This window comes from Ramlibacter paludis (assembly GCF_022012305.1).
Lineage (GTDB): Bacteria > Pseudomonadota > Gammaproteobacteria > Burkholderiales > Burkholderiaceae_C > Ramlibacter > Ramlibacter paludis.
Map to the genome: position 1 here is coordinate 31,907 of NZ_JAKLTM010000004.1, position 25,320 is coordinate 57,226.

Consider the following 25,320-nt stretch of genomic DNA (forward strand, 5'->3'; position numbering starts at 1 on the left):
AATGCCACGCCCTCACATCTGTTGCAATCGAAAAACTTTGTTACAACGTGGCTCTTGTCAAATTTTGCGGGTCTGCGTCGAAAAGTTCGCCTTGCCCCGATGGAAGGACCGGCTGGCACCATGGACGGCGGCCCCGTTTGTCGCACCTACGCCACGCCTTGCCAGGCAAAAAAAACGGGCGGCTCGAGGCCGCCCGAATCCACCGAGGAGAAACTTCAGAATTCTTTCCACGCTCCGTTGCCGGAGCCGGCCTTGGCGCGGTCGAGCACGTCGGCATAGGCCGGCGGGAGACTGGCCACCGTCTGCACGCGAATCGGGGCCGGGGCGGCGGGAGCCGGCACCGGGACGGCCGGCGCGGGCTGCGCCCATTGCGGCGCCTGCCGCGCGGGGGTCACGCCACCGAGCTTGAAGCGCGCCACCATCTGCAGCAGCACGCCGGCCTGTTCGTTCATCGACTCCGTGGCGGCGGACGCCTCTTCGACCAGCGAGGCGTTCTGCTGCACCACCTGGTCCATCTGCGCCACCGCCTTGTTGACCTGTTCGATGCCGGTGCTCTGCTCCTGGCTCGCCGCGGCGATCTCCGCGATCAGGTCGCTCACCTTCTTCACCGAGGCGACGATCTCCTCCATGGTGTGGCCGGCGGCGTCCACCAGCTTGGTGCCCGCATCGACCTTGCCCACCGAGTCGCCGATCAGCTCCTTGATTTCCTTGGCGGCCGCGGCACTGCGCTGGGCCAGGTTGCGCACTTCGGCAGCGACCACGGCAAAGCCCCGGCCCTGTTCGCCGGCACGCGCGGCTTCCACCGCGGCGTTCAGCGCGAGGATGTTGGTCTGGAAGGCGATGCCGTCGATCACGCCGATGATGTCGGCGATCTTCTTCGACGAGTCCGAGATGCCGGTCATGGTGCTCACCACCTGGCCGACCACCTCGCCGCCCTTGCGCGCCACTTCCGAGGCGCCCACGGCCAGCTGGCTGGCTTGCCGGGCGTTGTTCGCGTTCTGCGTCACGGTGGACGTCAGTTCCTCCATCGAGCTGGCGGTTTCCTCCAGCGTCGAGGCCTGTTCCTCGGTGCGCTGCGACAGATCCAGGTTGCCCTGCGCGATCTGGGTGCTCGTGTCGGCCACGGTGCGGGCGCCGTTGGCGACGTCGCCCACCAGCTTGCGCAGGCCCTCGGCCATGGTCGCCAGCGTGCGCAGCAGTTGCGCCGTCTCGTTGTTGCCCCGTGCGTCGATGCGCACCTCCAGGTCGCCCGCAGCCACCTGCTGCGCGACCGCGACGGCTTCGTGCACCGGCCGCGTCACCGAGCGCGTGATGGCCCAGGCGAGCAGGACGCCGACGCCGACGGCGCCCAGCGCCAGCACGAGCATCCAGCCGCGCGTCGCCTTCAGTTCGGCCAGGGCAGCGGCGTGGTTCTCCGCGCTCACCTTCTGCTGCAGGTCGATCTGCTCGCCGAAGGCCTTGACGGTGGCCGCACCGAACGGCGTGGTGGTGGCGGCGCGCCATTCCTTGGCTTCGTCCAGCTTGCCGGCGCCATAGAGCTCGAACCACTTGGGGCGGGCCGCGATGTACCTGGCGTAGGCGTCCTGCAGGGCCTGCAGCGACTGCCGCTCCGCCGCGCTGGGGTTGGTGGCCAGGTAGGCCTCGAACGCCTTGGCGATCTCGGCGTAGAACTTCGGCTCGTCCTGGACGATCTTGCGGCGGCCGGCCTCGTCGCCCACCATGAACTGCGGAAAGCCGTACCGCAACTGCCACAGCGCGCTCTGCGCATCGGCCAGGGCGACCGCGGCGCTCGTGGACTGGCGCGCCGCCTGCGCGCGGCGCTCGGACTGGTGGGTCTCCATCCAGATCATCACGCCACTCAGGAGCACCAGGAGGACCATGGCACCGAAGCCGATGGCCAGTTGCACGCCGATTCGCAGGTTCTTCATGTTTCCACTCGCATTAGGGGAATTGCTTACCCGACAGGCCAAGAATGCCCAGCAAAACCCTTTGTATCAAGGCGTTACCAATCGTGTGGATTGGCTTTCCGTGAAGTTGTGCGCCTTTTGGCCTCATTTCGGATTTGAAGGCACGGTCTCGGCGAGCAACGCGGCGCAAATGAAACAGCCGGCGCGGCGACGGGAAGTTCCCGCGCACGCGCCGGCCGCGCCGGTGCGAGCCCGCGTCAGTGCAGCATGGCTTCGTCGCGCCCCGACAGCCGCACCAGGTGGGCGACGTCGACGATCAGGGCGACCGAGCCGTCGCCCATCACCGTGGCGCCTGCGAGGCCCGGCACGCGGCGGAAGTTGGTCTCCAGGCTCTTGACCACCACCTGCTGCTGGCCGACCAGCTCGTCGACGATCAGGGCCGCATTGCTGCCGTCGGTCTCGACGATCACGGCGATGCCACCGGCCTGCTCGCGCGGACGCTGCGGCGGGAACAGCTTGCCCAGGTGCATGACCGGGAGGTACTCGTCGCGCACGCGCAGCGTGTCGCCCTGCCCCGGCAGCGCATGCATGTCCTTGGGCACCACGCTCAGCGACTCCACCACGCTGGCCAGCGGCAGCACGTAGGTCTCGCTGCCCACGGCCACGGTCATCGCTTCCATGATGGCCAGCGTGAGGGGAACGCTGACCATGACCCGCGTGCCCTGGCCGGGCTGCGAGGTGATGTCGATGGTGCCGCTCAGCGCCTGGATGTTGCGCTTGACCACGTCCATGCCGACCCCGCGGCCGGACACCTCGGTCACCGTTTCCGCGGTCGAGAAGCCGGCTTCGAAGATCAGCGCCCAGACTTCGGCATCGGGCGCATCGTGCGGCAGGACGGTGCCGCGCCGCGCGGCGCTCGCCAGGATGCGCTCGCGGTCCAGGCCGCGGCCGTCGTCGCTGACCTCGATGACGATGTTCCCCCCGCGCTGGCTGGCGCGCAGGGTGACGGTGCCCACGGCCGGTTTCCCGGCTGCGATCCGGACTTCCGGTCGCTCCAGCCCATGGTCAATGGCGTTGCGCACGAGGTGCGTCAAGGGGTCGGAGATCTTCTCGATCAGGCCCCGATCCAGTTCGGTCGTTTCACCGACCAGTTTCAGTTCGACCTGCTTGCCCAGGCGGCCCGACAGCTCGTGCACCAGGCGCGGGAAGCGCGAGAACACGTTGGAGATGGGCAGCATGCGGATGGCCAGCACGGCCTCCTGCAGGTTGCGCGTGTGGCGCGACAGGTCGGCCAGGCCGTTGCTGCCGGCATAGCGGATGTCGCCGCCCTCGGCCTCGGCGAGCGCGCCCTGGCGCGCCAGCATGGCCTCGGTGATCACGAGCTCGCCGACCAGGTTCACCAGCAGGTCGATCTTCTCGGTGGCGACGCGGATGAAGGTGGTGTCGTGCGGCGCCGCCGTGGCTGCCACTGCTGCGTTGATGGCAGTGGCCGTAACCGGCGCGGCCGCGGCAGGTCCGGCGACCGCGGTCATTGCTTTCGGCGGCAGCGTACGCGCCTTGTGGAACTCGTGCGGGGTGACGAACAGGTCCACACCCTCGTCGGCGGCAATCGCTGCATTGACGGCCGCTACCTTCTTGAATTCTTCCGGGCGCACGAACAGGTCGACGCCGTCGTCGCCGCCGGCCTCGTCGACCGACTCCTGCTCCGCCGCGGCCATCGCGGCCGCGGTCGCTTCCTGCGCCTTGCGCTTGAATTCGGCGGGATCGACGAAGAACTCGTCGTCCTCGATGGCGGCCGCCACGGACGGCGTCGCAGCCTGCACTTCCGGCACGGCCGGGGCCGCCGGTGCGGCTTCCTGCGCCGCGGCCAGCGTCTCGATGGACACGAGCTCGGGCGCGACCACCAGCGCCAGCACGCTTTGCAGGTCGGCGGCCGCGCCTTCGAGCAGCAGGTCGAAGCGCACCGAGCCGCCCGCGCGGTTGTCCACCTCGCTGCTGGTGATGGTGCCCATCTCGGACAGGCCGCCCAGCATCATTTCCAGTTCGGCGTCGTCGATCGCCGCTTCCAGCGGGCCGAGCGCCACGCGGAAGCTGCGCTGCACCGGTCCCGACTTGCCGCCGCGCGCATCGCTCGAAGGCTGCGCGACGCGTTCGCGCAGCAGCGCTTCGACCGCCGACGCATCGGGCGCCTCGGCCAGCTGGCCGCGGTGGTGCATCACCTGCGAACGCAGCACGTCGCCCGCCTTCAGCATGGCCTCGATGTCGTCGCCGTCGATCGGGCGTTCGTCCTTGCGCAGCAGGTCCAGCAGGTTTTCCTGCAGGTGGGTGAGCGCCGCCATCTCGTTGTAGCCCAGCATCGCCGCGCTGCCCTTGATGGAGTGCACGGCGCGGAAGATCCCGTTCAGGTCGTCGGGGTGCGGCGCGTCGATGTCCATCCGCAGCAGGATCGCCTCGACGTTGGCCAGGTGTTCCTGCGCCTCCTCGAAGAAGATGGTGCGGAAGGCACCCGGGTCGCCGAATGCGTTGGTGGGCTGGAACATGGCGCGCTCGCGGTCAGATGAACTTGCCGACGATGTCCAGCATGCGCTGGGGATCGAAGGGCTTGGCCATCCAGCCGGTGGCGCCGGCCTCGCGGCCCTTCTGCTTCAGCTCGGTGCCGGCCTCGGTGGACAGCACGATCAGCGCCACGGGATCGTAGTTCGGCAGGCTGCGCAGTTCGCGCACCAGCGTCACGCCGTCCATGCGCGGCATGTTGTGGTCGGTGACGACCAGGTCGAACACGCGGTTGCGCGCCAGTTCCAGCGCCTCGAGCCCGTCGCCCGCCTGCGCCACCTCGTAGCCCGCGCCCTCCAGCACGGCGGCGACCATCGCGCGCATCGAGCGCGTGTCGTCCACGACCAGGATAGATTTGCCCATGTTATTGCTTGCTCCGTGAACGTTCGCGCTTGCGGCTGCTGGGTAGGAATTTGGCGATGACCTCCAGCAGGCGGTCCTCGTCGAGGGGTTTGGTCAGGTACTCGTCGCAGCCGGCGAGCGAGCCGCGCAGCTTGTCGAAGGGCGAGCTGCGGCTGGTGAGCATGACCACCGCGGTCTTCTTGATCGCCTGCTTGTTGGCCTTGATCAGCTTGCAGACCTGGTAGCCGTCGATGCCGGGCAACACCACGTCGAGGAACACGCAGGTGTACTCGCGGCTGCCGGTCAGGCCCACGGCCTCTTCGCCGGTCTCGGCGAAATCGACCTCGAAGTTGAAGGGCGCCAGCTTGGCCTTCATGAACATGCGCACCGTGGCGTTGTCGTCCACGACGAGCACGGTGTCGCCCAGGGCGCGCTTCTTCGCGGCCGCGGGATCCTCGGCGCCGCCGGCGGCGGTGCTGCCGCCGCTGGTCTGCGAGCGGCTCGTGCCCGGCGTGGTGGCGCTGCGGCCCAGGGGCAGCGTGCCTTCGTCGTCCTTGCGCGCGGCGGTGCCGGCGGCGGACGCCACGGTGTCCTCCAGCGCCTGCAGCAGGCGGGCCCATTGCAGCGGGCGGGCGAGCACGGGGAAGCCGAGGTCCTCCGGCGCGGCGCCCACCATCACGGCAGGAAGGTTGGACCGCTTGCTCAGCATGCGGAATTCGTTCAAGGCCTCCGTGTTGTCCGCATCCACGAGGTAGATGTCGGCGGTGCCACTGGCAGTGGTCGCGGGGTCGTACTGCACGAAGCCGGGGTCGCGCCGGGAGGCCAGCGCGAAGATGCTGGCCAGCATCGAGCGCTCCACCGGGTTGAAGCCGATCACGTCGACCAGGTACTGTTCATTCAGGTTCACGGGGTCCACCTCTTGCCGGATGGGCCGGCGGGGGTCACGGGCGGGACGGAGGCTCCCACCAGGGCTGCCGTCCGTTCCAGGACGGCATTTGCATCGGGCAGGCGCCGCGTGGCGTCCTTGGCCAGCATCGCGTCGGCCAGCGGCTGCAGCGCCGCCAACGAAGGCGGCAGCGGCGGCACCGCGGCCACCAGGTGCTGCGACAGCACCTCCATCAAGGTTTCGCCGCGAAAAGGCGGGCGACCGGCCAGCAGTTCGTACATCAGCACGCCCAGGCTGTAGATGTCGGCGGCCGGCTGCGCGGGGGCGCCTTCGAGCTGCTCAGGCGCCACGTAGCGCGGCGTGCCGAAGAGCGCGCCGGGACGCGCCGCGGGGTCGCGCGCGCCGGCGGCGGTCACGAGATCGAAGTCGGCCAGCAGCAGCGTGCCGTCGGCGCGCAGCAGGAAGTTGGCGGGCTTCAGGTCGCGGTGCACGCAATTGGCGTCGTGCAGGCGCTTGAGGCCCAGCGCGGCCTGGTGCACCAGCGCCAGCACCTTGCGCGGCTCCAGTGCGCGACCCAGGTGGCCGGCCAGCGAACCGCCGGCGGCGTATTCCATCGCCAGGTAGGCCATGCTGCCCGCGCGGCCCTGGTCCAGCACCTTCACGATGTGGGGGTGCGCGAAGAAGGCCGCGGTTTCGTATTCGTGGGCGAGCGCGGTCGCCGCGCTGCGGTCCACCAGCTTCAGCGCCACCGGTCCTTGCCGGCCCTGCGCCAGCCAGACGACGGAGCGCCGGCCCTCGCCGATGCGGCGGCTGAGGCGATAGCCGCCGATCGCCGGCTGCACGTTGCCCTCGATGGATTCGGCGGCGACACCGGCCGCAGTGATCGCGGCCCAGTCGGTGCCGGTATGGGAGAAGCCGTGGACGCGCATCAGAGGCCCATCCGCGCGAGGTCGTCCAGCAGCGTCTGCGCCGTGGGGTAGCGCTGTTCGCGGTCCTTCGCCATCAGTCCTTCCAGCACCGCCTGCAGGTGCGCGAGATCCGGCGGCAGCAAGGGCACCGGTGCGTTGATGTGCATGTTGAGCAGTTCCTGCGCGGAGCTCGCGAGATAGGGCTTGCGGCCGGTGAGCAGTTCGTGCGCCAGCACGCCCAGGCTGTACATGTCGCAGCGGGCGTCGACCGTCTGGCCGAGCGCCTGCTCCGGGCTCAGGTAGTAAGGCGTGCCGACGATGTCGCCGTCGCCGGTGTCGGTGATCTTCATCGACACCTGCTTGGCGATGCCGAAGTCGGCCAGCGCCAGCGTGCCGTCCTGGCGCAGCATCAGGTTGTCGGGCTTGAGGTCGCGGTGCACGATGCCCACCTGGTGGATCGCGCCGAGGCCGGCCGCGGTCTGCTTGATGTATTGCAGCGCGGTGGCGGAATCGATGGGGCCGGCCTTCATGCGCGCGCGCAGGTCGCCGCGCGGGAAGTACTCCATCGCGATGTAGGCATGGGCGATCGAGAAATCCTGCTTGAAGATGCGCGCCACGTTCGGGTGCTGCACCTGCGCCAGCAGCGCGTATTCCTGGATGAAGCGCTGCAGGCCGTCGGCCTCCACCGCGCGGTCCATGCGCATGACCTTCAGCACCTGCGGGGGGCCGCCGTCGGCATGCTGGGCGAGGAAGATGGTGGCCATGCCGCCCTCGCCGATCTGGCGCACGACCTTGTAGCCTTCGATCAGGAAATGACCGCCCGCGGCAGCCGCGGCTGCGGGGCTGGCCGGGGCCGGGGAGGCGATGCGCTTGCGCGAAATCTGGTTGGTCACCAGCGATTCGCGCAGCAGCTCGAACACGCGCGGCGGCGTGCTGGAGCCCTTGCGCGGCACGAGGCCGGTGACTTCGACGACGTCGATGAAGCTGTTGTCCGGCAGGGCCACGGAGCCGATGCGGCCGCCATCGGCGCGGCCAGCCGACGCCAGGCGCGTGCCGGCGGAAGTCGCGACGCTCCAGCCCAGGTCGGTGGCCGTCACTTCGAGCAGGCGCGCCACTTCGACGGCTTCGCCGATGGCCGTGACGGTGCCGCTGCCGGTGCCGCCGCCGTTGCGCTTGGCCACTTCGGCCGCGCCCAGGTGGACGCCGACCGCCAGCGTCGGGATGGGGTTGCCGGCGAACTGGGGCCGTGCGGCCATGCCTTGCGCCAGCTGCACCGCTTCGTGCACGGCCAGGATGGCGGCGTGCAGGCCGCGCTGGGCGTGATTGGGTTTCTTGTCGTCCGGCTTGTTGGCGAACACCGCCAGGATCGAATCGGGCCGGCGCTGGGCCACCTCGCCCCCGAGCTTGGTCACGGCCTCGGTGAGCAGGCGGCGGACCTCGGTGACGAAGGCGGCGGCATCTTCGGCGCTCAGCGCCTGGCACACCGCACTGAATTGGTGCATCCGGGCGTAAAGAAACGTAGCCACGCACGTGCCGCCGGCGGCGCTGTCCACGCCGCCACCCAGCATCGTGGATGGCGCAAAGTCGCCCATCCGCGGCGCGGCGGGCGCTTCTGCTTGGGAACGGGCTTCGACAGGTTGTCGCATTTGGTTACAGCATACAGCAGTGCTGCATTTGGTAACAAGTAGTGGGGCGCTAACTAATTCACGAAGGACCCGACCGTAAGGGACGAGACGCGCCGATGCAACACGACCATGGACCGATGGCGCCAGCGCCGTTACGAACGGTTCGCCTTGTGGGGATGTTGCGCCCGGCTCCGCGCCGCCGAGATGCCGCCGGCGGCGCCCCTGCACTGGCGCACCTATTGCTACGATGCCCTGCTATGTCCATCCACGCCGCCCTGAACCACGTCACCCACTACCGTTACGACAGGCCGGTGACCCTGGGGCCGCAAGTGGTGCGGCTGCGCCCCGCGCCCCATTGCCGCAGCAAAGTCATCTCGTATTCGCTGCGGGTCGAACCGGCCAGGCACTTCATCAACTGGCAGCAGGACCCGTTCGCCAACTTCCAGGCACGCCTGGTCTTCCCCGAGCCGACCACCGAATTCAAGGTGACCGTCGACCTGGTGGTCGAGATGGCGGTCTACAACCCCTTCGACTTCTTCCTGGAGCCGAGCGCCGAGAAATTTCCCTTCGAGTACGAGCCCGTCGTCGCCCAGGAGCTGGCGCCCTACCTGGCGACGGAACCGCTGACCCCGCTGGTGAAGGCCTACCTGGAGAAGATCGACCGCAAGCCGCGGGCGACCATCGACTTCCTCGTCGCCCTGAACCAGCAGCTGCAGCACGACGTGAAGTACCTGATCCGCATGGAGCCCGGCGTGCAGACGCCCGAGCAGACGCTGGAACTCGCCAGCGGCTCCTGCCGCGACTCGGGCTGGCTGCTGGTGCAGCTGATGCGCCGCCTGGGCCTGGCCGCCCGCTTCGTCTCCGGCTACCTGATCCAGCTCGCGCCCGACGTGAAGGCGCTCGACGGCCCGAGCGGCACGGAGGTCGACTTCACCGACCTGCACGCCTGGTGCGAGGTCTACCTGCCCGGCGCCGGCTGGGTCGGCCTCGATCCAACTTCGGGCCTGCTGGCCGGCGAAGGCCACATCCCGCTGGCCTGCACGCCGCAGCCTTCGGGCGCCGCGCCCATCGAAGGCCTGGTCGACGAAGCCGAAGTCGAGTTCGCGCACCACATGCAGGTGACGCGCATCCACGAGTCGCCGCGGGTCACCAAGCCCTACACCGAGGAGCAGTGGAGCGAGGTGCTGGCGCTGGGCGCGCAGGTCGACCGCGAACTGCAGGCCGGCGACGTGCGCCTGACCATGGGCGGCGAGCCGACCTTCGTCGCGGTGTCCGACCGGGATGCCGGCGAATGGAACACCGACGCCCTCGGCCCCACCAAGCGCGGCTACGCGACGGCGCTGGTGCACAAGCTGCGCGACGAATACGGCCAGGGCGGCTTCCTGCACTTCGGCCAGGGCAAGTGGTACCCCGGCGAGCAGTTGCCGCGCTGGGCCCTGTCGATCTGCTGGCGCGCCGATGGCCAGCCATGCTGGCGCAACCCGGCGCTCTTTGCCGATGAACGCAATCCGGCGCGCTACACCGCGCAAGATGCCCAACGCTTCATCCAGCGCCTGGCCGGCCGCCTGGGCGTGACCGACCAGTACGTGCAGGCGGGCTACGAGGACGTCTTCTATTACCTGTGGCGCGAACGCAAGCTGCCCGTGAACGTCGATCCCTTCGATTCGCGGCTGGACGACGAACTCGAGCGCGTGCGCCTGCGCCGCGTGTTCGAGCAGAAGCTGGACACGCCCGTCGGCTACATGCTGCCGCTCAAGCCCATGGGGCAGGACAACCCGGGGCTGGAAGGCCAGGGCTGGATCACCGGCCGCTGGTTCTTCCGCGACGACCGCATGTACCTGATCCCCGGCGACTCGCCGATGGGCTACCGCCTGCCGCTGGACAGCCTGCCCTGGGTGAGCAAGGGCGACTATCCCTACCTGGTGGAGCGCGATCCGATGGCGCCGGTCGGGCCGCTGCCGGCCTTCGATGCCGCGACCGGCCGACCCATGCAGGCCGCGGCGGTGCAGCGCACCGAGGCGCTGCGCATCTTCCAGGACGCGACGACAACCCGCATGCCGGAGCGCAAGGAATCCGCGGACTGGCTCACCCGCAGCGCGCTCTGCGTCGAGGTGCGCGACCCGCAGCGCGCCAACGGCCCCAAGGCCGAACGCGAACATGGCGGAAAGAGCGGCCTGATCTACGTCTTCATGCCGCCGCTGGCGCGGCTGGAAGACTACCTGGAGCTCGTCGCGGCGGTGGAAGCCACCGCCGCCGACCTCGGCGTGCAGATCGTGATGGAAGGCTATCCGCCGCCGCGCGACCCGCGCCTGAAGCTGCTGCAGGTGACGCCGGACCCGGGCGTGATCGAGGTGAACATCCACCCGGCGCACAGCTGGAACGAACTGGTGGACCACACCGAGTTCCTGTACCAGGCGGCCTTCGAGTGCCGGCTCTCGGCCGAGAAGTTCATGACCGACGGCCGCCACACCGGCACCGGCGGCGGCAACCACTTCGTGCTGGGCGGCGCCACGCCGGCCGACTCGCCCTTCCTGCGCAAGCCGGAGCTGCTCGCCAGCCTGCTGCTGTACTGGCACAACCACCCGAGCCTGAGTTATCTCTTCAGCGGGATGTTCATCGGCCCGACCAGCCAGGCGCCGCGCGTCGACGAGGCGCGCAACGACCAGCTGTACGAGCTGGAGATCGCCCTGCGGGAGATCGGTCGGGCGCGCGAGGTGCATGGCGACGCGATGCCGCCCTGGCTGGTGGACCGGTCGCTGCGCAACATCCTGATCGACGTCACCGGCAACACCCACCGCAGCGAGTTCTGCATCGACAAGATGTACTCGCCGGACAGCACCACCGGCCGGCTCGGCCTGCTGGAGCTGCGCGCCTTCGAGATGCCGCCGCATGCGCGCATGAGCGTCGTGCAGCAGCTGCTGTTGCGCGCGCTGGTCGCGCGCTTCTGGCGCGAGAGCTACCAGGCGCCAGTGACCCGCTGGGGCACCGAGCTGCACGACCGCTGGCTGCTGCCGCACTTCATCTGGCAGGACCTGCAGGACGTGCTGGCGGAAACGAAGCAAGCCGGCTTCGCCATCGATCCCGCCTGGTTCGCCCCGCACTTCGAGTTCCGCTTCCCCGTGGCCGGCGAAGTCGCGGCGCTGGGCATGGACATGACCTTGCGCAACGCGCTGGAACCCTGGCACGTGATGGGCGAGGAAGGCGCGACGGGCGGCACCGTGCGCTACGTCGATTCGTCGCTGGAACGCATCGAGGTGAAGCTGAGTGGCCTGAACGAGAGCCGCTACGTGGTCACGGTCAACGGCCGCGCGCTGCCGCTGCAATCGACCGGCGTGGCCGGCGAGTTCATTGCCGGCGTGCGCTACCGCGCCTGGAACCCGTCGTCGGCGCTGCATCCCACCATCGGCGTGCACGCGCCGCTGACCTTCGACCTGGTCGACACCTGGATGAAGCGCTCGATCGCCGGCTGCCAGTACCACGTCGCGCATCCGGGCGGACGCAACTACGTCACCCTGCCGGTGAACGCGTACGAGGCGGAGAGCCGGCGCATGGCGCGCTTCTTCCGGATGGGCCACTCGCCCGGCAAGCTGGAGGGGCCGCCCGCCTCGTTCAACCTGCCGGCCAGCCGCGAGTTCCCCTTCACGCTGGACCTGCGGCGGCCCTGATCTCGCGCCGTGGCCCTCCGCCTGCACCTCCTGTCCGACCTGCACCTCGGCGTGGCGGGCTTCGAGGCGCCGCCCACCGACGCTGACGTGGTCGTCCTGGCCGGCGACATCGCCCGGCCCGCGGACGCCGTGGCCTTCGCGGGCGGTCTCGGCAAGCCGGTGCTCTACGTCGCCGGCAACCACGAGTTCTATGGCGCAAGCCTCGACGGCACGGTGGCGCAGTTGCGCGCGCTGTGCGCCGGCACGCAGGTCCACCTGCTGCATGACGACGCGCTGGTGCTCGATGGCGTGCGCTTCCTGGGCACGCCCTTGTGGACCGACTTCCTGCTGTTCGGCAGCGGCGCCGGCCGCGAGGACGCCGAGGCAGCCGCCGCGCGCTTCATGCGCGACTTCCAGCGCATCCGCGTGCGCGAGGACAGTCCCGCGCTGCTGACGCCCGCCGACACGGCCGCCCTCTTCCAGCGCCACGCCGGCTGGCTGGAAGGGCAGCTGGCCCAGCCTTTCGACGGGCCGACGGTGGTGATCACGCACCACGCGCCGTCGCCACGCAGCATCCACGCCCGGTTCGAGGGCTCGCCGGTCAACGCCTGCTTCGTGTCGCGGGCCGAGCACCTGATGGGCCGCGACCGCGTCGCGCTGTGGGTTCACGGCCACACGCACGACAGCTTCGACTACGAGGTGGACGGCACGCGCGTCGTCTGCAACCCGCGCGGCTACCGGCGCAACGACGTCGACGAAAACGCGCGCTTCGACCCGGGACTCGTGCTCACGGTCTGAGCGGTGCAACAATGCGCCCACGTGGACCAATCCAACGACACCCTGTTCGGCGCCCTGGCCGGTGAGACGCCGGCCGCCCTGGCCGCGGCGCTGGCAGCGCCCGCGGCCGCGGGGCATTACGACGAATTGCGGGGGCGTCCCGCCGGGGCCCTGCCGACGCCGGAGTGGTCACGCTTCTTCGAGCTCCTGGGCCGCGAAGGCTTCGCCGACCTGAACCGGCGCACCACCAACCTGCAGCGGCAGGTCCGCGACAACGGCATCACCTACAACGTCTATGCCGATGCGGGCGGGCCGCAGCGGCCCTGGTCGCTGGACCTGTTCCCGCTGATCCTCACGCCCGCGTGCTGGCAGCAGATCGAGGCCGGCGTGCTGCAGCGGGTGCAGTTGCTGGAACACATCCTCGACGACATCTACGGGCCGCAGGAGCTGCTGGCAGCCAACCTGCTGCCGCCCGCGCTGGTGCAAGGCCATGCCGGCTACCTGCGGCCCATGCACGGCGTGAAGGTGGCGGGCGGCCGCCGCCTGCACATCGCCGCCTTCGACCTGGCGCGCGACCCCGACGGGGCCTGGTGGGTGGTCACGCAACGCACGCAGGCGCCTTCGGGGCTGGGCTACCTGCTGGAGAACCGGCTGATCACGTCGCGGCTGTTCCCCGAGGCCTTTCGCGAACTCAAGGTGCAGCGCCTGGCCGCCGCCTACCGCGCACTGCTGGAGAGCATGACGGCGCTGTGCCCCAGCGGCGACGATGAACCGCGCATCGTGCTGCTCACGCCCGGCCCCTACAACGAGACCTACTTCGAACACGCCTACCTGGCGCGCTACCTGGGCCTGACCCTGGTGGAAGGCAGCGACCTCACGGTGCGCGACCAGCGCCTGTACCTGAAGACGTTGAAGGGCCTGGAGCCGGTGCATGGCGTGTTGAAGCGCCTGGACGACGAATTTCTCGACCCCCTGGAGCTGCGCGCCGACTCGCACCTGGGCGTGCCCGGGCTGCTGCAGGCCGTGCGCGCGGGCAACGTGCTGCTCGCCAATGCGCCGGGCTCGGGCTTCCTCGAATCGACCGCGCTGCTCGGCTTCCTGCCGGCGCTGTGCCGCAACCGCCTGGGCGAAGAACTGAAGCTGCCGGCGCTGGCCACCTGGTGGTGCGGCGAGCGCGCCGCGATGGAGGCCGTGCTGCCGCAGGTGGGCCAGAAGGTAATCAAGTCGACGTATGCCGGCGCCGGCGCCGGCGCGGTCCTCGGCAAGTCGCTCACGCGGCGGCAACTCGACGAATGGGCCGGCCGCATCGTGCGCGACCCCGAGCAGCACACCATCCAGGCCTACCTGCCGCTGTCGCAGATGCCGACCTGGAACAGCGCGCATGGCGGCGCCCCCGCCATCGCGCCGCGCTCGCTGATCCTGCGCGTCTTCGCGCTGTCGGATGGTGCGCAAGGCTGGCGCGTGCTGCCTGGCGGCCTCACGCGCATCGCCACAGGCGACAGCGAGATCGCGTCCATGCAGCGCGGCGGCAGCAGCGCCGACACCTGGGTGATGACCGAAGGCGAGGTCGACCGCACCAGCCTGCTGCACCACGAACATCCTTCGGTCGACACGCCGCATCGAAGCCGCACGGTGACCAGCCGCGCGGCCGAAAACCTTTTCTGGCTGGGCCGCTACACCGAGCGCACCGAGAACACGGCGCGGCTCGCGCGCCTGGCGATCGAAAGCCTGAACGGCGAGGACCAGTCCTCGCAGCCGCTCATGGCCTGGATCAGCGAAGTGGCCAAGGCCAACGCCCTGGTGCTGCCGGCCGTGCCCTCCGCCGCGCAGGCACGCCGCGTGTTCGAGCGCTCGCTGGTCGCGGCGCTGGGCGACACCAAGACCGGCACCAGCGTCGGCTTCAACCTGTGCGCGCTGCGCAGCGCGGCTGCCGCGGTGCGCGAACGCCTCTCGCAGGAGCAGTGGAACCAGATCGTGCACGCCGACAAGGAGTTCACGCGCGGTTGCGCGGCCTGGGCGGAGCCCGGCGCGCGCGACTCCGCCACCGTCGAAGCGCTGCGCGTGCTGGAGACGCTGTCCGGCCACACCGCCGCCATGACCGGCGCCCAGACCGACCGCATGACGCGCGACGACGGCTGGCGCCTGCTTTCGACCGGCCGCCACCTGGAGCGCCTGGGCTTCCTCGCCCAGGCCCTGGCCTGCGCCTTCGAGACCGGCTCGGTGTTCGACGAAGGCGGCTACGAGGCCGTGGTGGCGCTCTTCGACAGCACCATCACCTTCCATGCGCAGTACCAGCAGCGGCACGACATTCCGGCGCTGCTCGACCTGCTGGTGCTGGACGGCGACAACCCACGCTCGCTGGGCTGGGTGGCGCAGACGCTGCGCAGCCGCCTCGCGCGGCTGGCCAACACGCCCTCGGGCGTGATGCCGGTGATGGCGATGGTGGTGCCGAATCCCAAGACCTGGACGCTGGAGGCTTTGTGCCAGCGCGAGGAAGACGGCAGCTACGGCGCGCTGCTCGAGGTGCTGCAGCAGTGCGTGGACGCGTCCTATCGCCTGTCCGACGACCTCACCGCGCGCTACTTCGCGCACGCCGGCGACGGCCGCTACTCGGTGGGGGCCTGACATGCTGCTGCACGTACTGCACGAGACCGCTTACGACTACGCGCCCGCGGTGCGCACGGCACAGCACATGGCGCACCTCAAGCCCGCCAACAATGCGCGCCAGCAGCTCCTGAACCACCGCCTGACCATCGACCCGCTGCCGGCGCAGCAGATGGAAACCATCGACGTCTACGGCAACACCCGCGCCTTCTTCAGCCTGCAGGTGATGCACGACGGCCTGCGCGTGCAGTCGGAAAGCCTGGTCTCCACCAGCGCGCCGCCGGCGATCACCACCAGCCTCGCCTGGGACGCCGTGCGCGAACGCATGCGCTACCACCGCGGCAGCCACTACGACCCGGCCGCCGAATTCGGCTTCGCCTCTCCCTACGTGCCGCGCGATCCGGCCTTCGTCGATTACGCGCAGGCCTGTTTCGAGCCCGGGCGTCCGCTGCTGGAAGCCGCCACCGACCTGATGGGCCGCATCCACGCCGACTTCGAATACGAGACGACCGCGACCGACGTCAACACGCCGGCGCTCGAAGCGCTCGCGCTGCGCAAGGGCGTCTGCCAGGACCTGGCCCACGTCATGCTCGGTTGCCTGCGCAGCCTGGGCCTGCCCGCGCGCTACGTCAGCGGCTACCTGCTGACCGAGCCGCCGCCGGGCATGCCGCGGCTGGTGGGCAGCGATGCCTCGCATGCCTGGGTGTCGGTGTGGCTGCCGGGCGCCGAAGCCGGCCAAGGCACCTGGGCCGACCTCGACCCGACCAACGACCGCACGCCCGGCGAGGACTACGTGACGCTCGCCACCGGCCGCGACTTCTCCGACGTCTCGCCGATCCGCGGCGTGATCCACGGCGGCACCCACCATTCGCTGCGGGTGGCGGTGACGGTCACGCCGGCCGAGTCGGATGCTCCCTAAAATCATCCGATTCCCAGGAGACCCCATGAACGTCAACGACAAGCTGAAGGAACTCAACATCACCCTGCCCGCGGTGGCCACGCCTGCCGCGGCCTACGTGCCATTCGTGAAGACCGGCAACCTCGTCTTCCTCTCCGGCCACATCGCCAAGAAGGACGGCAAGGCCTGGGTCGGGCAGCTGGGCAAGACCATGCAGACCGAGGAAGGCAAGCAGGCGGCGCGCGCGATCGCTATCGACCTGATGGGCACGCTGCAGGCCGCCGTGGGCGACCTGAACAAGGTCAAGCGCATCGTCAAGGTCATGAGCCTGGTCAACTCCACGCCCGACTTCACCGAGCAGCACCTGGTGACCAACGGCGCCAGCGAGCTCCTCGGCCAGGTCTTCGGCGACGCCGGCGCGCATGCCCGCAGCGCCTTCGGCGTGGCGCAGATCCCGATGGGGGCCTGCGTCGAGATCGAGCTGATCGCGGAGGTTTGAGCCTCAGGCGGAGGCGGGCATCAGCAACACATCGCCGCCCGCCCCCGCCAGTACCCGGCGGCTGACGCTCCCCAGCAGGAAGTCCGCCAGCAAGCCACGCCCGCGCTTGCCCAGCACCACCAGCTCCGCCCGCATGGCCCGCTCGCGCGCCAGGATCACGCGGGCCGCATCGCCGAAGGACACCGCCGGCAAGGCGCTGCATGCGGCGCCGGCGCGCGCGATCGCTTCCTCCAGCACCGAATGCGCCCGTGCCGTCGCGCGCCGCCGCAAGGAGCGCACGACGTGCTCCGGCACATCGGCGGTGCGCATGGTGGCTTCGTGGTCCAGCCGCAGCGCATGCAGCACCTGCATGGCCGGATCGCGCGAGAAGGCCGCGGCCGCTGCGATCACGCGACCCGCGGCAGGCGCCAGCTCCACCGGCACCAGCACGCGCCGGTAACCCGCGGCCGGGCGCCGCTTCACGACCAGCACCGGCACGCGGCACAGGCGCAGCACGCGCTCGGCCTGGGTGCCGAAGATGAAGTCGCGCAAGGGGTTGCCGCGGCGCGCGCCCATCACCAGCAGCCCGGCGCGGCGCGCCGCGGCCAGCACGCCCGGCAGCACCTCGCCCTCCAGCGCCTCGCAGCGAACTTCGATCGCGAGGCGCGCGGCGATCTCCTCTGCCAGCGCCGCCACCACGTCCGCATCGGTGGGCGTGTGCAGGAAACGCAAGGCCGTGCGATGGTCGCGCGCCACCAGCGCGGCGCGCCAGGCCGCATTGGCGCCGGCCGCGCCGGCATCGACCAGGGCCACCACTTCACCCAGGGGCAGGAATTCGGCGCTCATGTGGTGTAGTCCCCGCTGGCTTCGGGCTGGAACAGCACGCCCAGCACGCGCGCGGCCTGCTCCCGGCCGTCCGGGGTGCGCCAGCGCGCCAGTTCGCCGAGCCGCACGCCGAGCAAGGCGGCGCCGACCGGCGACAGCACCGAGACATGGCCGCGCGCCGGATCGACGTCGGCCGGATAGCAAAGCGTGAGGCAGGCGGGATCGCCGCCGCTGCTGTCTTCCAGCAGCACGCGCGTGTTCATCGTCACCACGGTGGGCGACACGGCCTGGGATTCGACCGGGTCAGCGGCGTCCAGCAGTTCGCGCAATTCGGCGGCGATGGCGCCGGTGGCTTGCGCCAGCAGGCGCTGGATGCGGACGTGGTCCAGGCGGGTGAGCGTGCGCTCGACGGAGGTGAGGGCTTCCATGAAAACTCCTTCGCAAGGCGAAGCCGCGCGCCGCAGCGGAACGGGCGGACGCACGGAAATGCGCGGGCTTCAGGCCCGGCGATTCATGGTTTGCGCGAAGAGGGAGAAGGGTGAATCGCCGGGCTCAGGGAAGTGCGGGCGATCGCGGCCACTGGCCGCGCAGGCGCGGCTGGCAATTGCAGGAGAGGAACGAGGTGTTCACGCGGCCAGTCTAGGCGCAATCGCGCGCGAGCGGGGCAATGCCCTTGCGGTCCTTGCCAGAATGGCTACTCCGGCAAGCGCCCCAGCCCGTACACCATGTCCAGCAACGGCCCGGGCTGCCCGAGGCCGGAGAAGTAGCGCATGTAGATCTCCTCCAGGGCCTTGGTGCGGTACACCTGCGCCAGCGCCGCATTCACCGCCTGCCGCAGCGCCCAGTCGCCGCGCGGCAGCACGATGGCATAGGGTTCGTAGGAGATCGGGTCGGCCAGCAAGGCCAGCGCCTTCGGGTCCTTGGACTGGCTCACCATGCCCAGGAGCAGCAGGCGGTCGCTGACGAAGGCGTCGATCGCGCCGCCCTCCAGCTGCGCCAGGCCCTGCTCGCGATCGGGCACACTCACCACCGTCGCCTTCATGGCCAGGCCGCGCAAGGCCTCGCCCAGCGCCCTTTCACTGGTGGTGCCGGGCATCACGCCGATCTTCTGGTCGGCCAGCGAGGCCAGCGAGAAGCCGGGCGTCGTGCGCCGCACCAGCACGCCGGCGCCGTCCAGGAAGACCAGCGACGAGAAGTCGACTTCCTTCATGCGGCCCAGCGTCACGGTGCTGGCGCCGCATTCCATGTCGGCGTGGCCGCTGGCGACCGCATTGAAGCGCGTCTGTGCCGTCACCGGCATCCACTTCACTTCCAGCGGCGCGCCGAGCTGCCGCTCCATCACCGCGACGACGCTGCGGCACAGGTCCACGGTATAGCCCAGCGGCTTCTTGTCGGGGCCCTCGAACGAGAAGGGGATCGCGTCCGGCCGGTAGGCCACGGTGATGCTCTTGCTGTCCTGGATCTTCTTCAGCCGCCCCTCGGTGGCGGGCTGGGCAAGGGCAAGCGCGGGTGCGAGGCACAGCGCGGCGAACAGGGCGATCGGACTCTTCATGCCGGGACTGTGGCGGTTTGCCCGCACCGCCCCAATTGGACGAAAGTCCCATGCGGCGCGGGAATCAGCCCTCCCGCACCAGCGCCGCGCCCTTCTCGCCGATCATGACGGTCGCCGCATTGGTGTTGGTCGACACCATGGCGGGCATCACCGACGCGTCGATGACGCGCAGCCGCTCGACGCCGCGCACCTTCAGCCGCGCATCCACCACGGAACGTGCGTCGCCGCCCATGCGGCAGGTGCCGCTGGCGTGGAACACCGTGCCGCCCTTCTCGCGGGCGAAACGCTCCAGCGCATGGTTGCTCACCGTGGCGTCGCCCGGCAGGTACTCGTCGCCGGTGACCACCAGGTCGCGGAACGACGGCTGGCGGTAGATCTCGCGCAGCATCTTCAGCCCGCTGACCAGCACCTTCGCGTCGTGCGGGTCGGTGAGGTAGTTGGAGACGATGCGCGGCGGCGCCAGCGGGTCGGCCGAGCGCACCTGCACCGTGCCGCGCGACAGCGGCCGGCACTGGGTGGCCGAAGCCGAGAAGCCGGAGAAGGCATGCAGCGGGTCGCCCGGCTTGTCCACCGACAGCGGCATCACGTTGAACAGCACGTCGGGTCGTCCCCCCTGCGCGTGTTCGCTGCAGACCATGCCGCCGACCTGGCCGGCCCCCACGGTCAGCGGGCCGCTTTGCTTCAGCAGCCAGCGCGCGCCCATGCCGGCCAGTGCGAACGGGTTGCGCACCTGGTCGTTGAGCGACATGCGGTGCTTCAGCTTGACGATCACGCGGGCCTGGTAGTGGTCCTGCAGGTTGGCGCCGACCTCGGGCGCATCGGCGTGCACCGGCAGGCCCAGGCCGCGCAGCAGGTCGGCGGGGCCGATGCCGGAGAGCTGCAGCACCTGCGGCGACTGCAGCGCGCCGGCGGCCAGCAGCACTTCGGCGTCGGCGCGCGCGCGCTGCACCTGGCCGCCCGCCAGCCATTCGACGCCGGTGGCCACGCCGTTCTCGACCACGATGCGCGTGACGTGCACCCCGGTCTTCACGGTGAGATTGGGCCGCGGCCGCACCGGCGCCAGGAAGGCATGGTTGGCGTCGCAGCGCCAGTGGCCGCGCAACGTGAGCTGGTAGGCGCCCAGGCCCTCGGTGCGCGCGCCGTTGAAGTCGGGATTGCGGCCATGGCCCGCTTCCACCCCGGCGGCGAGCCAGGCGTCGCAGTAAGGATGGTCGTTGCGCAGGTCCGAGACGCACAGCTCGCCGCTTGCGCCGTGGTACTCGCTTTCGCCGCCCTGGTAGCGCTCCGACTTCTTGAAGAAAGGCAGCACCTCGCGGTAGCTCCAGCCGGTGGCGCCGGCGGCGGCCCAGTCGTCGAAGTCGGCATGTTGGCCGCGGATGTAGAGCAGGCCGTTGATGGCGCTGGAGCCGCCCAGCACCTTGCCGCGCGGCCAGCTGATCGCGCGGTTGCCGGTGGCCTCCTGCGGCTCCAGCGGGAATTGCCAGGAGAAGCGCGGGTCGTAGATGGTGCGGAAGTAGCCGATCGGCAGCTTCAGCCAGAAGTTGCCGCCCTCCCCGCCCGCCTCCAGCACCAGCACCCGGCAGGCCGGGTCGGCGCTCAGGCGATTGGCCAGCACGCAGCCGGCCGAGCCGGCGCCGACGATGATGTAGTCGTAACCGGCGCCGACTCCTTGCGTCATCCCTTCACGACCTCCAGGAAGGGCTTGGCGTCGAAGTACTCGGTGGCCTTCACCGCGTTCTGGATGCCGCCGGTGGAGACGAAGAAGTCGGTCACCTGCTGCAGCCACTTGGCGACGGTGCCGTCCTGGTAGCGCTGGCGCCATTCGGCGTTGGTGTAGTACTTGGAGGCCTTGAACTGCTCCTTGAAGTCCGCCAGCGGCACGTCGGTGTACTGCGTCTTCTGCAGCATCTCGGCGGCCTCGTCGGGCTTGCCGGTGATCAGCGCGTTGGCCTCGGCCCAGCCGGCGATCAGCTTCTTCACCACCGGCTGGTTCTTGTCGTACCAGTCGTTGCGCGCGGCCCAGCCGCCCATGATCGCCGCTTCGGGGAAGAAGGAGGAAGCGTCGATCAGGCGGCGCGCGTTGGGCAGCTGCTTCTTGATGACCGAGTCGAAGGGCACCCACAGCGCCACCGCCGGCACGGCGCCGGAGATGAAGGAGCTGACGGCCTCCGTCATGCGCTGGTTGACCACCTGCACGTCCTTGGGGTCGACCCTGTTCTGGCGCAGCGCGCGGTCGAGGAAGACGTGCGCGGTGGTGCCGGTGGTGGTGGAGACCTGCTTGCCCTTGAGGTCGGCCAGGGTCTTGATACCCGAATCCTCGCGCACCCACAGCTGCGCCGTGGCGTACTCGATGTTGTTCATCAGGAAGGCCTTGCCCTGGCCGCGCGCCGGAAAGTTCGACAGCACGGCGCCGGTGGCCAGCATGTCCAGGCTGCCGCCGATCATGGCCTGGAACAGCTCCAGGCCGGTGGTGAACTTCACCAGCTCGAGCTCCAGCCCTTGCTTGGCGAAGGCGCCGGTCTGCTGGCCGATGAAGATGTGGCCGTCCACCGCCGGCGTGTGCAGGTAGCCGACCTTGACCTTGGTGCGCGCCTGCGCGAACACGGGCAGCGCGGCGGCGCCCAGCGATGCGGCGGCGGCCGCGCGAATGACTTGCCTGCGTTGAAGGGCCATGCCTGTCTCCTTGTGTGAAATCGTGGGTGGGCTCAATCCGAAAGGCGCACGGCCTGCCGTGCCTGCGCCGCGTATTCCTGCATCACCAGGTCGCGGATGTGCGCGCGCAGCTCGCCGAAGCGCGGGTCCTCGTGCACGTTCTCGGCGCGCGGGTAGCCGAAGGGCACGTCGATGATGGTGCGGATGCGTGCCGGCCGCGCGGTGACGACGACGATGCGCGACGAGAGGTAGATCGCCTCTTCCACCGAGTGCGTGATCAGCATCACCGTCTTGCCCTCGGTCTGCAGCACCTCCAGCAGCAGGTCCTGCATCGCCGAGCGGGTTTGCGCGTCGAGCGCGCCGAAGGGCTCGTCCATCAGCAGGAATTCGGGGCGCACCGCGTAGGCGCGCGCGATCGCCAGGCGCTGGCGCATGCCGCCGGAGAGGTGCTTGGGGAAGTGGTTGGCGAAGTCGGCCAGGCCCATCAGCTTCATGTAGCGGGCCACCACCGCGTCGCGCTCGCCCGCCGGCACCTTGCTGGCCGAGAGCTTGAGGCCGAACGCGATGTTCTGGCGCACGGTGAGCCAGGGGAAGACGCCGTACTCCTGGAAGATCACGCCGCGGTCGGGGCCGGGCCCTTGCACCGGCTTGCCATCGAGCAGCACGCGGCCCGAGGTCGGCTGCACGAAGCCGCCCACGATGTTCATCAGCGTGGTCTTGCCGCAGCCCGAGGGGCCGATGATGGAGACGAACTCGCCGTTGGCGATCTCGAAGGAGACGTCGTCCAGCACGCGCATGGGGCCGTGGTCGGTCGGGAAGTCGACCGAGACGCGGTCGAAGGTGATGCGCGTGGAATTCATGCGATGCGGTCCTGCCATGCGACCAGGCGGCGGGTCGCCGCGCGCAGCACCAGGTCCATCGCCAGCGCGATGAAGCCGATGCAGATGATGCCGACGTAGATGGTGTCGAGCTGGAAGAAGGCGGAGGCGTCCTGGATCAGCGCGCCCAGGCCCTGCTGCGCGGCGATCAGCTCGGAGGCGACCAGCGTCGCCCAGGCCACGCCCAGCGCAACCCGCACCGCGGTGAGGATGTGCGGGATGGTCAGGGGAATGATCACCTTGCGGAAGATCTCGAAGTCGCTCGCGCCCAGGGTGCGCGCCACCTTGATGAAGATCGGGCTGATCTGCGCGATGCCCTCGTACATGACGATCACGCCGGCGAAGAAGGACGCGTAGAACAGGATCACCGTCTTGGCTGCTTCGCCGATGCCGAAGTACACGATCACCAGCGGGATCAGGGCGATCGGCGGCAGCGCGCGGAAGAAGTTGATGACCGGGTCGATGAAGGTGCGCAGGCCCTTGTACCAGCCCAGGCAGAAGCCGACCGGCACGGCCAGCACCACGCCCAGCGTGACGCCGAGGAACACGCGCTGCGTCGACATCCACAGGTCGGCGGGCAGCCGGCCTTGCGCCAGCACGAGGAACTTGGCGAACACGGCATGCGGGGCCGGCACCAGCGCCGGATTGATCAGGCCGCTGGCGCGCACGGCGTACCAGAGCACCAGGATCAGCAGCCACGGCGCGAGCACCAGGGCCACCTGGCCCAGGAAGCGGCGCGCGCGGGGCGGCGCCGGCGGCGCGGCCGTGCGGGCGGGAGCGGAAGCAGCGGGAGTCATCAACCGGTTGTCCTAACGTTCTATACATAGTACCATTTGCGCCGTGCCCTCCCCTCGGTTCTTTCCCTAGCCATGCCGGCCGCCGCCTCCACCCGCTTCGCCGAAAGCGCGGTGCCGCGCTACGTGCAGCTGGCCGACCTGATGCGCCAGCGCATCGCGCGCGGCACCTGGCCGCACGAGCACCGCCTGCCCTCGCTGGAAGTCCTGATGGGCGAGTTCGGCGTGGCGCGCGTCACCGTGCGGCAGGCGATCGACGTGCTCGCGCGCGAAGGCCTGGTGTCGCCGCAGCAGGGCCGCGGCACCTTCGTCACCGGCGCGCCCAGCCGCGACCGCATCATCAACGTGGTGACCACGCTCGACGAGCTCGCGCGGGTCTACGAGGACACCCAGCCCAAGATCGTCAACATCGACGAATCGGTCGGATCGCCGCCGCTGGCCGCGGGCGAAGGCACGCCCGCGCCCGGCTACACCTTCATGCGCCGCGTGCACTCGCGCGACGGCCGCCCGTACTGCGTCATCAGCATCTGGCTGGACGAGCGCATCTTCCGCAAGTCGCCGGCCGCCTTCCGCAGCAAGACGGTGATCCCGCTGCTGAAGAACATGAAGGGCCTGCGCATCGCCGCGGCGCACCAGGTGCTGACCATCGCCAGCGCCGACATGGAGGTTGCCGGCCTGCTGCAGCTGCCGATGAACGCGCCGGTGGCCGAGGTGCGCCGCATCTTCAAGGACGCCGCCGGCACCGTGATCTACCTGGCCGACGTCACCTACCGCGGCGACGCCATCCGACTCGAAATGGACCTCCAACCGTGACCCTCGCCCCCTTGCCCGCCGCGCCGCTGCGCCCGGCCCGCATCGAAGCCTTCACCTTCCGCTGCCCCATCGCCACCCCGGTGCGCACCTCGTTCGGCACCATGCACGACCGGCCCGCCGTCTTCGTGCGCGCCGAGGACGCCGACGGCGCCGTCGGCTGGGGCGAGATCTGGTGCAACTTCCCGTCCTGCGGCGCCGAGCATCGCGCCCGCCTGCTGCAGACGGTGCTGGCGCCGCTGGCCACCAGCCGCGGCTTCGACAGCCCGCAACAGGCCTTCGCGTGGCTCAGCGCGCAGACCGCGGTGCTGGCGATCCAGTCCGGCGAACCCGGCCCGATGGCGCAGGTGATCGCCGGCATCGACCAGGCGCTGTGGGACCTGAGCGCGCGCCGCGCCGGCCAGCCGCTGTGGCGCTACCTCGGGGGACGCCGCGACCGGGTGCCGGTGTACGCCAGCGGGATCAATCCGGACCGGCCGCAGGACGTGGTGGCAGCCCGCCGCGCCGACGGCTATCGCGCCTTCAAGCTGAAGGTGGGCTTCGGCGCCGAGCGCGACGTCGCGAACCTGCGCGCGGTGCGCGACCTGATCGGCCCGGCCACGCCACTGATGGTGGACGCCAACCAGGCCTGGACGCTGGAAGAGGCGCGCGCCATGGCCGGCCCGCTGGCCGAGTTCGGCCTCGAATGGCTGGAGGAACCGCTGCGCGCCGACCGGCCGTGGAGCGAATGGCAGCGGCTCGCGCGCGCGACCACGATGCCGCTGGCGGCCGGCGAAAACGTGATGGGCCAGCAGGGCTTCGAGGCCGCGGTCGGCTCGGGCACGCTGGCCGTGCTGCAGCCGGACCTGGCGAAATGGGGCGGCGTGTCCGGCTGCTGGCCCGTCGCGGGCCTGGCGCTGGGCCACGGCCTGCGCTATTGCCCGCACTACCTCGGCGGCGGGATCGGCCTGCTGGCCTCCGCCCACCTGCTGGCGGCCGCCGGCGGCGACGGCGTGCTGGAAGTCGACGCCAACCCGAACCCGCTGCGCACGGAGCTGATGGGACGCCTGCGGGTGGTGGAGGACGGCGTCTGCAGTCTGGGCGAGGAGCCCGGGATCGGCGTCACGCCGGACCTGCGGGAGCTGGCGGAGGTCGCGGCGCGCGGCTGCTGAGGCTTTCCCCGCCATTCCCCGTCCCGGGCCAGGACA

The 25,320-nt window shown here is 70.1% G+C and carries 20 protein-coding genes; 7 read left to right on the forward strand and 13 right to left on the reverse strand.

Translation table 11 applies throughout. The features are described 5' to 3' along the window. Positions 1-215: 215 nt before the first annotated feature. From LZ009_RS13710 to LZ009_RS13735, 6 genes are all read right to left on the reverse strand, one after another. Complete coding sequence (locus LZ009_RS13710) at positions 216-1,928, reverse strand: methyl-accepting chemotaxis protein (protein WP_275698509.1); 1,713 nt, start codon at positions 1,926-1,928, stop codon at positions 216-218. A gap of 236 nt (positions 1,929-2,164) precedes the next feature. Then, a complete protein-coding gene (locus LZ009_RS13715; RefSeq protein WP_275698510.1) occupies positions 2,165-4,447 on the reverse strand; it encodes a chemotaxis protein CheA in 2,283 nt (760 codons plus the stop codon). A gap of 13 nt (positions 4,448-4,460) precedes the next feature. Next, on the reverse strand, positions 4,461-4,823 hold the full coding sequence (locus LZ009_RS13720) for a response regulator (protein ID WP_275698511.1): 363 nt from the start codon (positions 4,821-4,823) through the stop codon (positions 4,461-4,463). A gap of 1 nt (position 4,824) precedes the next feature. Next, entirely contained in the window at positions 4,825-5,709 is an 885-nt protein-coding gene (locus LZ009_RS13725) for a response regulator (RefSeq protein ID WP_275698512.1), read from the reverse strand. Beyond that, entirely contained in the window at positions 5,706-6,617 is a 912-nt protein-coding gene (locus tag LZ009_RS13730) for a serine/threonine-protein kinase (protein WP_275698513.1), read from the reverse strand. Before LZ009_RS13730 ends, LZ009_RS13725 begins: the two co-directional genes overlap by 4 nt. Beyond that, entirely contained in the window at positions 6,617-8,098 is a 1,482-nt protein-coding gene (locus tag LZ009_RS13735) for a protein kinase domain-containing protein (protein ID WP_275698514.1), read from the reverse strand. The genes LZ009_RS13730 and LZ009_RS13735 overlap by 1 nt, the downstream gene beginning before the upstream one ends. Positions 8,099-8,478: 380 nt before the next feature. On the opposite strand from LZ009_RS13735, the gene LZ009_RS13740 reads away from it, so the two are divergent. From LZ009_RS13740 to LZ009_RS13760, 5 genes are read left to right on the forward strand one after another with little or no spacing between them, the layout of a single operon-like run. Then, positions 8,479-11,886, forward strand: coding sequence for a transglutaminase family protein (locus LZ009_RS13740; RefSeq protein ID WP_275698515.1), 3,408 nt, complete (start codon positions 8,479-8,481; stop codon positions 11,884-11,886). 9 nt (positions 11,887-11,895) lie between these two features. Further along, positions 11,896-12,663 (forward strand): metallophosphoesterase, encoded by a 768-nt coding sequence (locus LZ009_RS13745; RefSeq protein WP_275698516.1) that lies wholly within the window; start codon positions 11,896-11,898, stop codon positions 12,661-12,663. A gap of 21 nt (positions 12,664-12,684) precedes the next feature. Continuing rightward, the gene (locus LZ009_RS13750) at positions 12,685-15,267 is read left to right on the forward strand and encodes a circularly permuted type 2 ATP-grasp protein (RefSeq protein WP_275698517.1); all 2,583 of its coding nucleotides are present in this window, start codon (positions 12,685-12,687) and stop codon (positions 15,265-15,267) included. Between the two features lies 1 nt (position 15,268). Then, positions 15,269-16,165, forward strand: a complete 897-nt coding sequence (locus LZ009_RS13755; RefSeq protein WP_275698518.1) for a transglutaminase family protein — start codon at positions 15,269-15,271, stop codon at positions 16,163-16,165. A 25-nt stretch (positions 16,166-16,190) separates the two neighbouring features. Continuing rightward, positions 16,191-16,643, forward strand: a complete 453-nt coding sequence (locus tag LZ009_RS13760; protein WP_275698519.1) for a RidA family protein — start codon at positions 16,191-16,193, stop codon at positions 16,641-16,643. 3 nt (positions 16,644-16,646) lie between these two features. Here the strand turns inward: LZ009_RS13760 and LZ009_RS13765 are convergent, their stop codons facing one another. From LZ009_RS13765 to LZ009_RS13795, 7 genes are all read right to left on the reverse strand, one after another. Beyond that, a complete protein-coding gene (locus LZ009_RS13765; protein ID WP_275698520.1) occupies positions 16,647-17,468 on the reverse strand; it encodes a universal stress protein in 822 nt (273 codons plus the stop codon). After that, a complete protein-coding gene (locus tag LZ009_RS13770) occupies positions 17,465-17,875 on the reverse strand; it encodes a GreA/GreB family elongation factor (RefSeq protein ID WP_275698521.1) in 411 nt (136 codons plus the stop codon). The genes LZ009_RS13765 and LZ009_RS13770 overlap by 4 nt, the downstream gene beginning before the upstream one ends. Positions 17,876-18,141: 266 nt before the next feature. Further along, positions 18,142-18,999, reverse strand: a complete 858-nt coding sequence (locus LZ009_RS13775) for an amino acid ABC transporter substrate-binding protein (protein ID WP_275698522.1) — start codon at positions 18,997-18,999, stop codon at positions 18,142-18,144. A gap of 64 nt (positions 19,000-19,063) precedes the next feature. Continuing rightward, positions 19,064-20,677, reverse strand: coding sequence for a GMC family oxidoreductase (locus tag LZ009_RS13780; RefSeq protein WP_275698523.1), 1,614 nt, complete (start codon positions 20,675-20,677; stop codon positions 19,064-19,066). Beyond that, on the reverse strand, positions 20,674-21,672 hold the full coding sequence (locus LZ009_RS13785; protein ID WP_275698524.1) for an ABC transporter substrate-binding protein: 999 nt from the start codon (positions 21,670-21,672) through the stop codon (positions 20,674-20,676). Before LZ009_RS13785 ends, LZ009_RS13780 begins: the two co-directional genes overlap by 4 nt. 32 nt (positions 21,673-21,704) lie before the next feature. Then, on the reverse strand, positions 21,705-22,511 hold the full coding sequence (locus LZ009_RS13790; protein ID WP_275698525.1) for an ABC transporter ATP-binding protein: 807 nt from the start codon (positions 22,509-22,511) through the stop codon (positions 21,705-21,707). Continuing rightward, a complete protein-coding gene (locus tag LZ009_RS13795; RefSeq protein ID WP_275698526.1) occupies positions 22,508-23,326 on the reverse strand; it encodes an ABC transporter permease in 819 nt (272 codons plus the stop codon). The genes LZ009_RS13790 and LZ009_RS13795 overlap by 4 nt, the downstream gene beginning before the upstream one ends. Positions 23,327-23,398: 72 nt before the next feature. Here LZ009_RS13795 and LZ009_RS13800 point away from each other — a divergent pair, with 72 nt between their 5' ends. Beyond that, entirely contained in the window at positions 23,399-24,136 is a 738-nt protein-coding gene (locus tag LZ009_RS13800) for a GntR family transcriptional regulator (RefSeq protein ID WP_275698527.1), read from the forward strand. Next, entirely contained in the window at positions 24,133-25,284 is a 1,152-nt protein-coding gene (locus LZ009_RS13805) for a mandelate racemase/muconate lactonizing enzyme family protein (protein WP_275698528.1), read from the forward strand. The genes LZ009_RS13800 and LZ009_RS13805 overlap by 4 nt, the downstream gene beginning before the upstream one ends. Positions 25,285-25,320 lie beyond the last annotated feature (36 nt).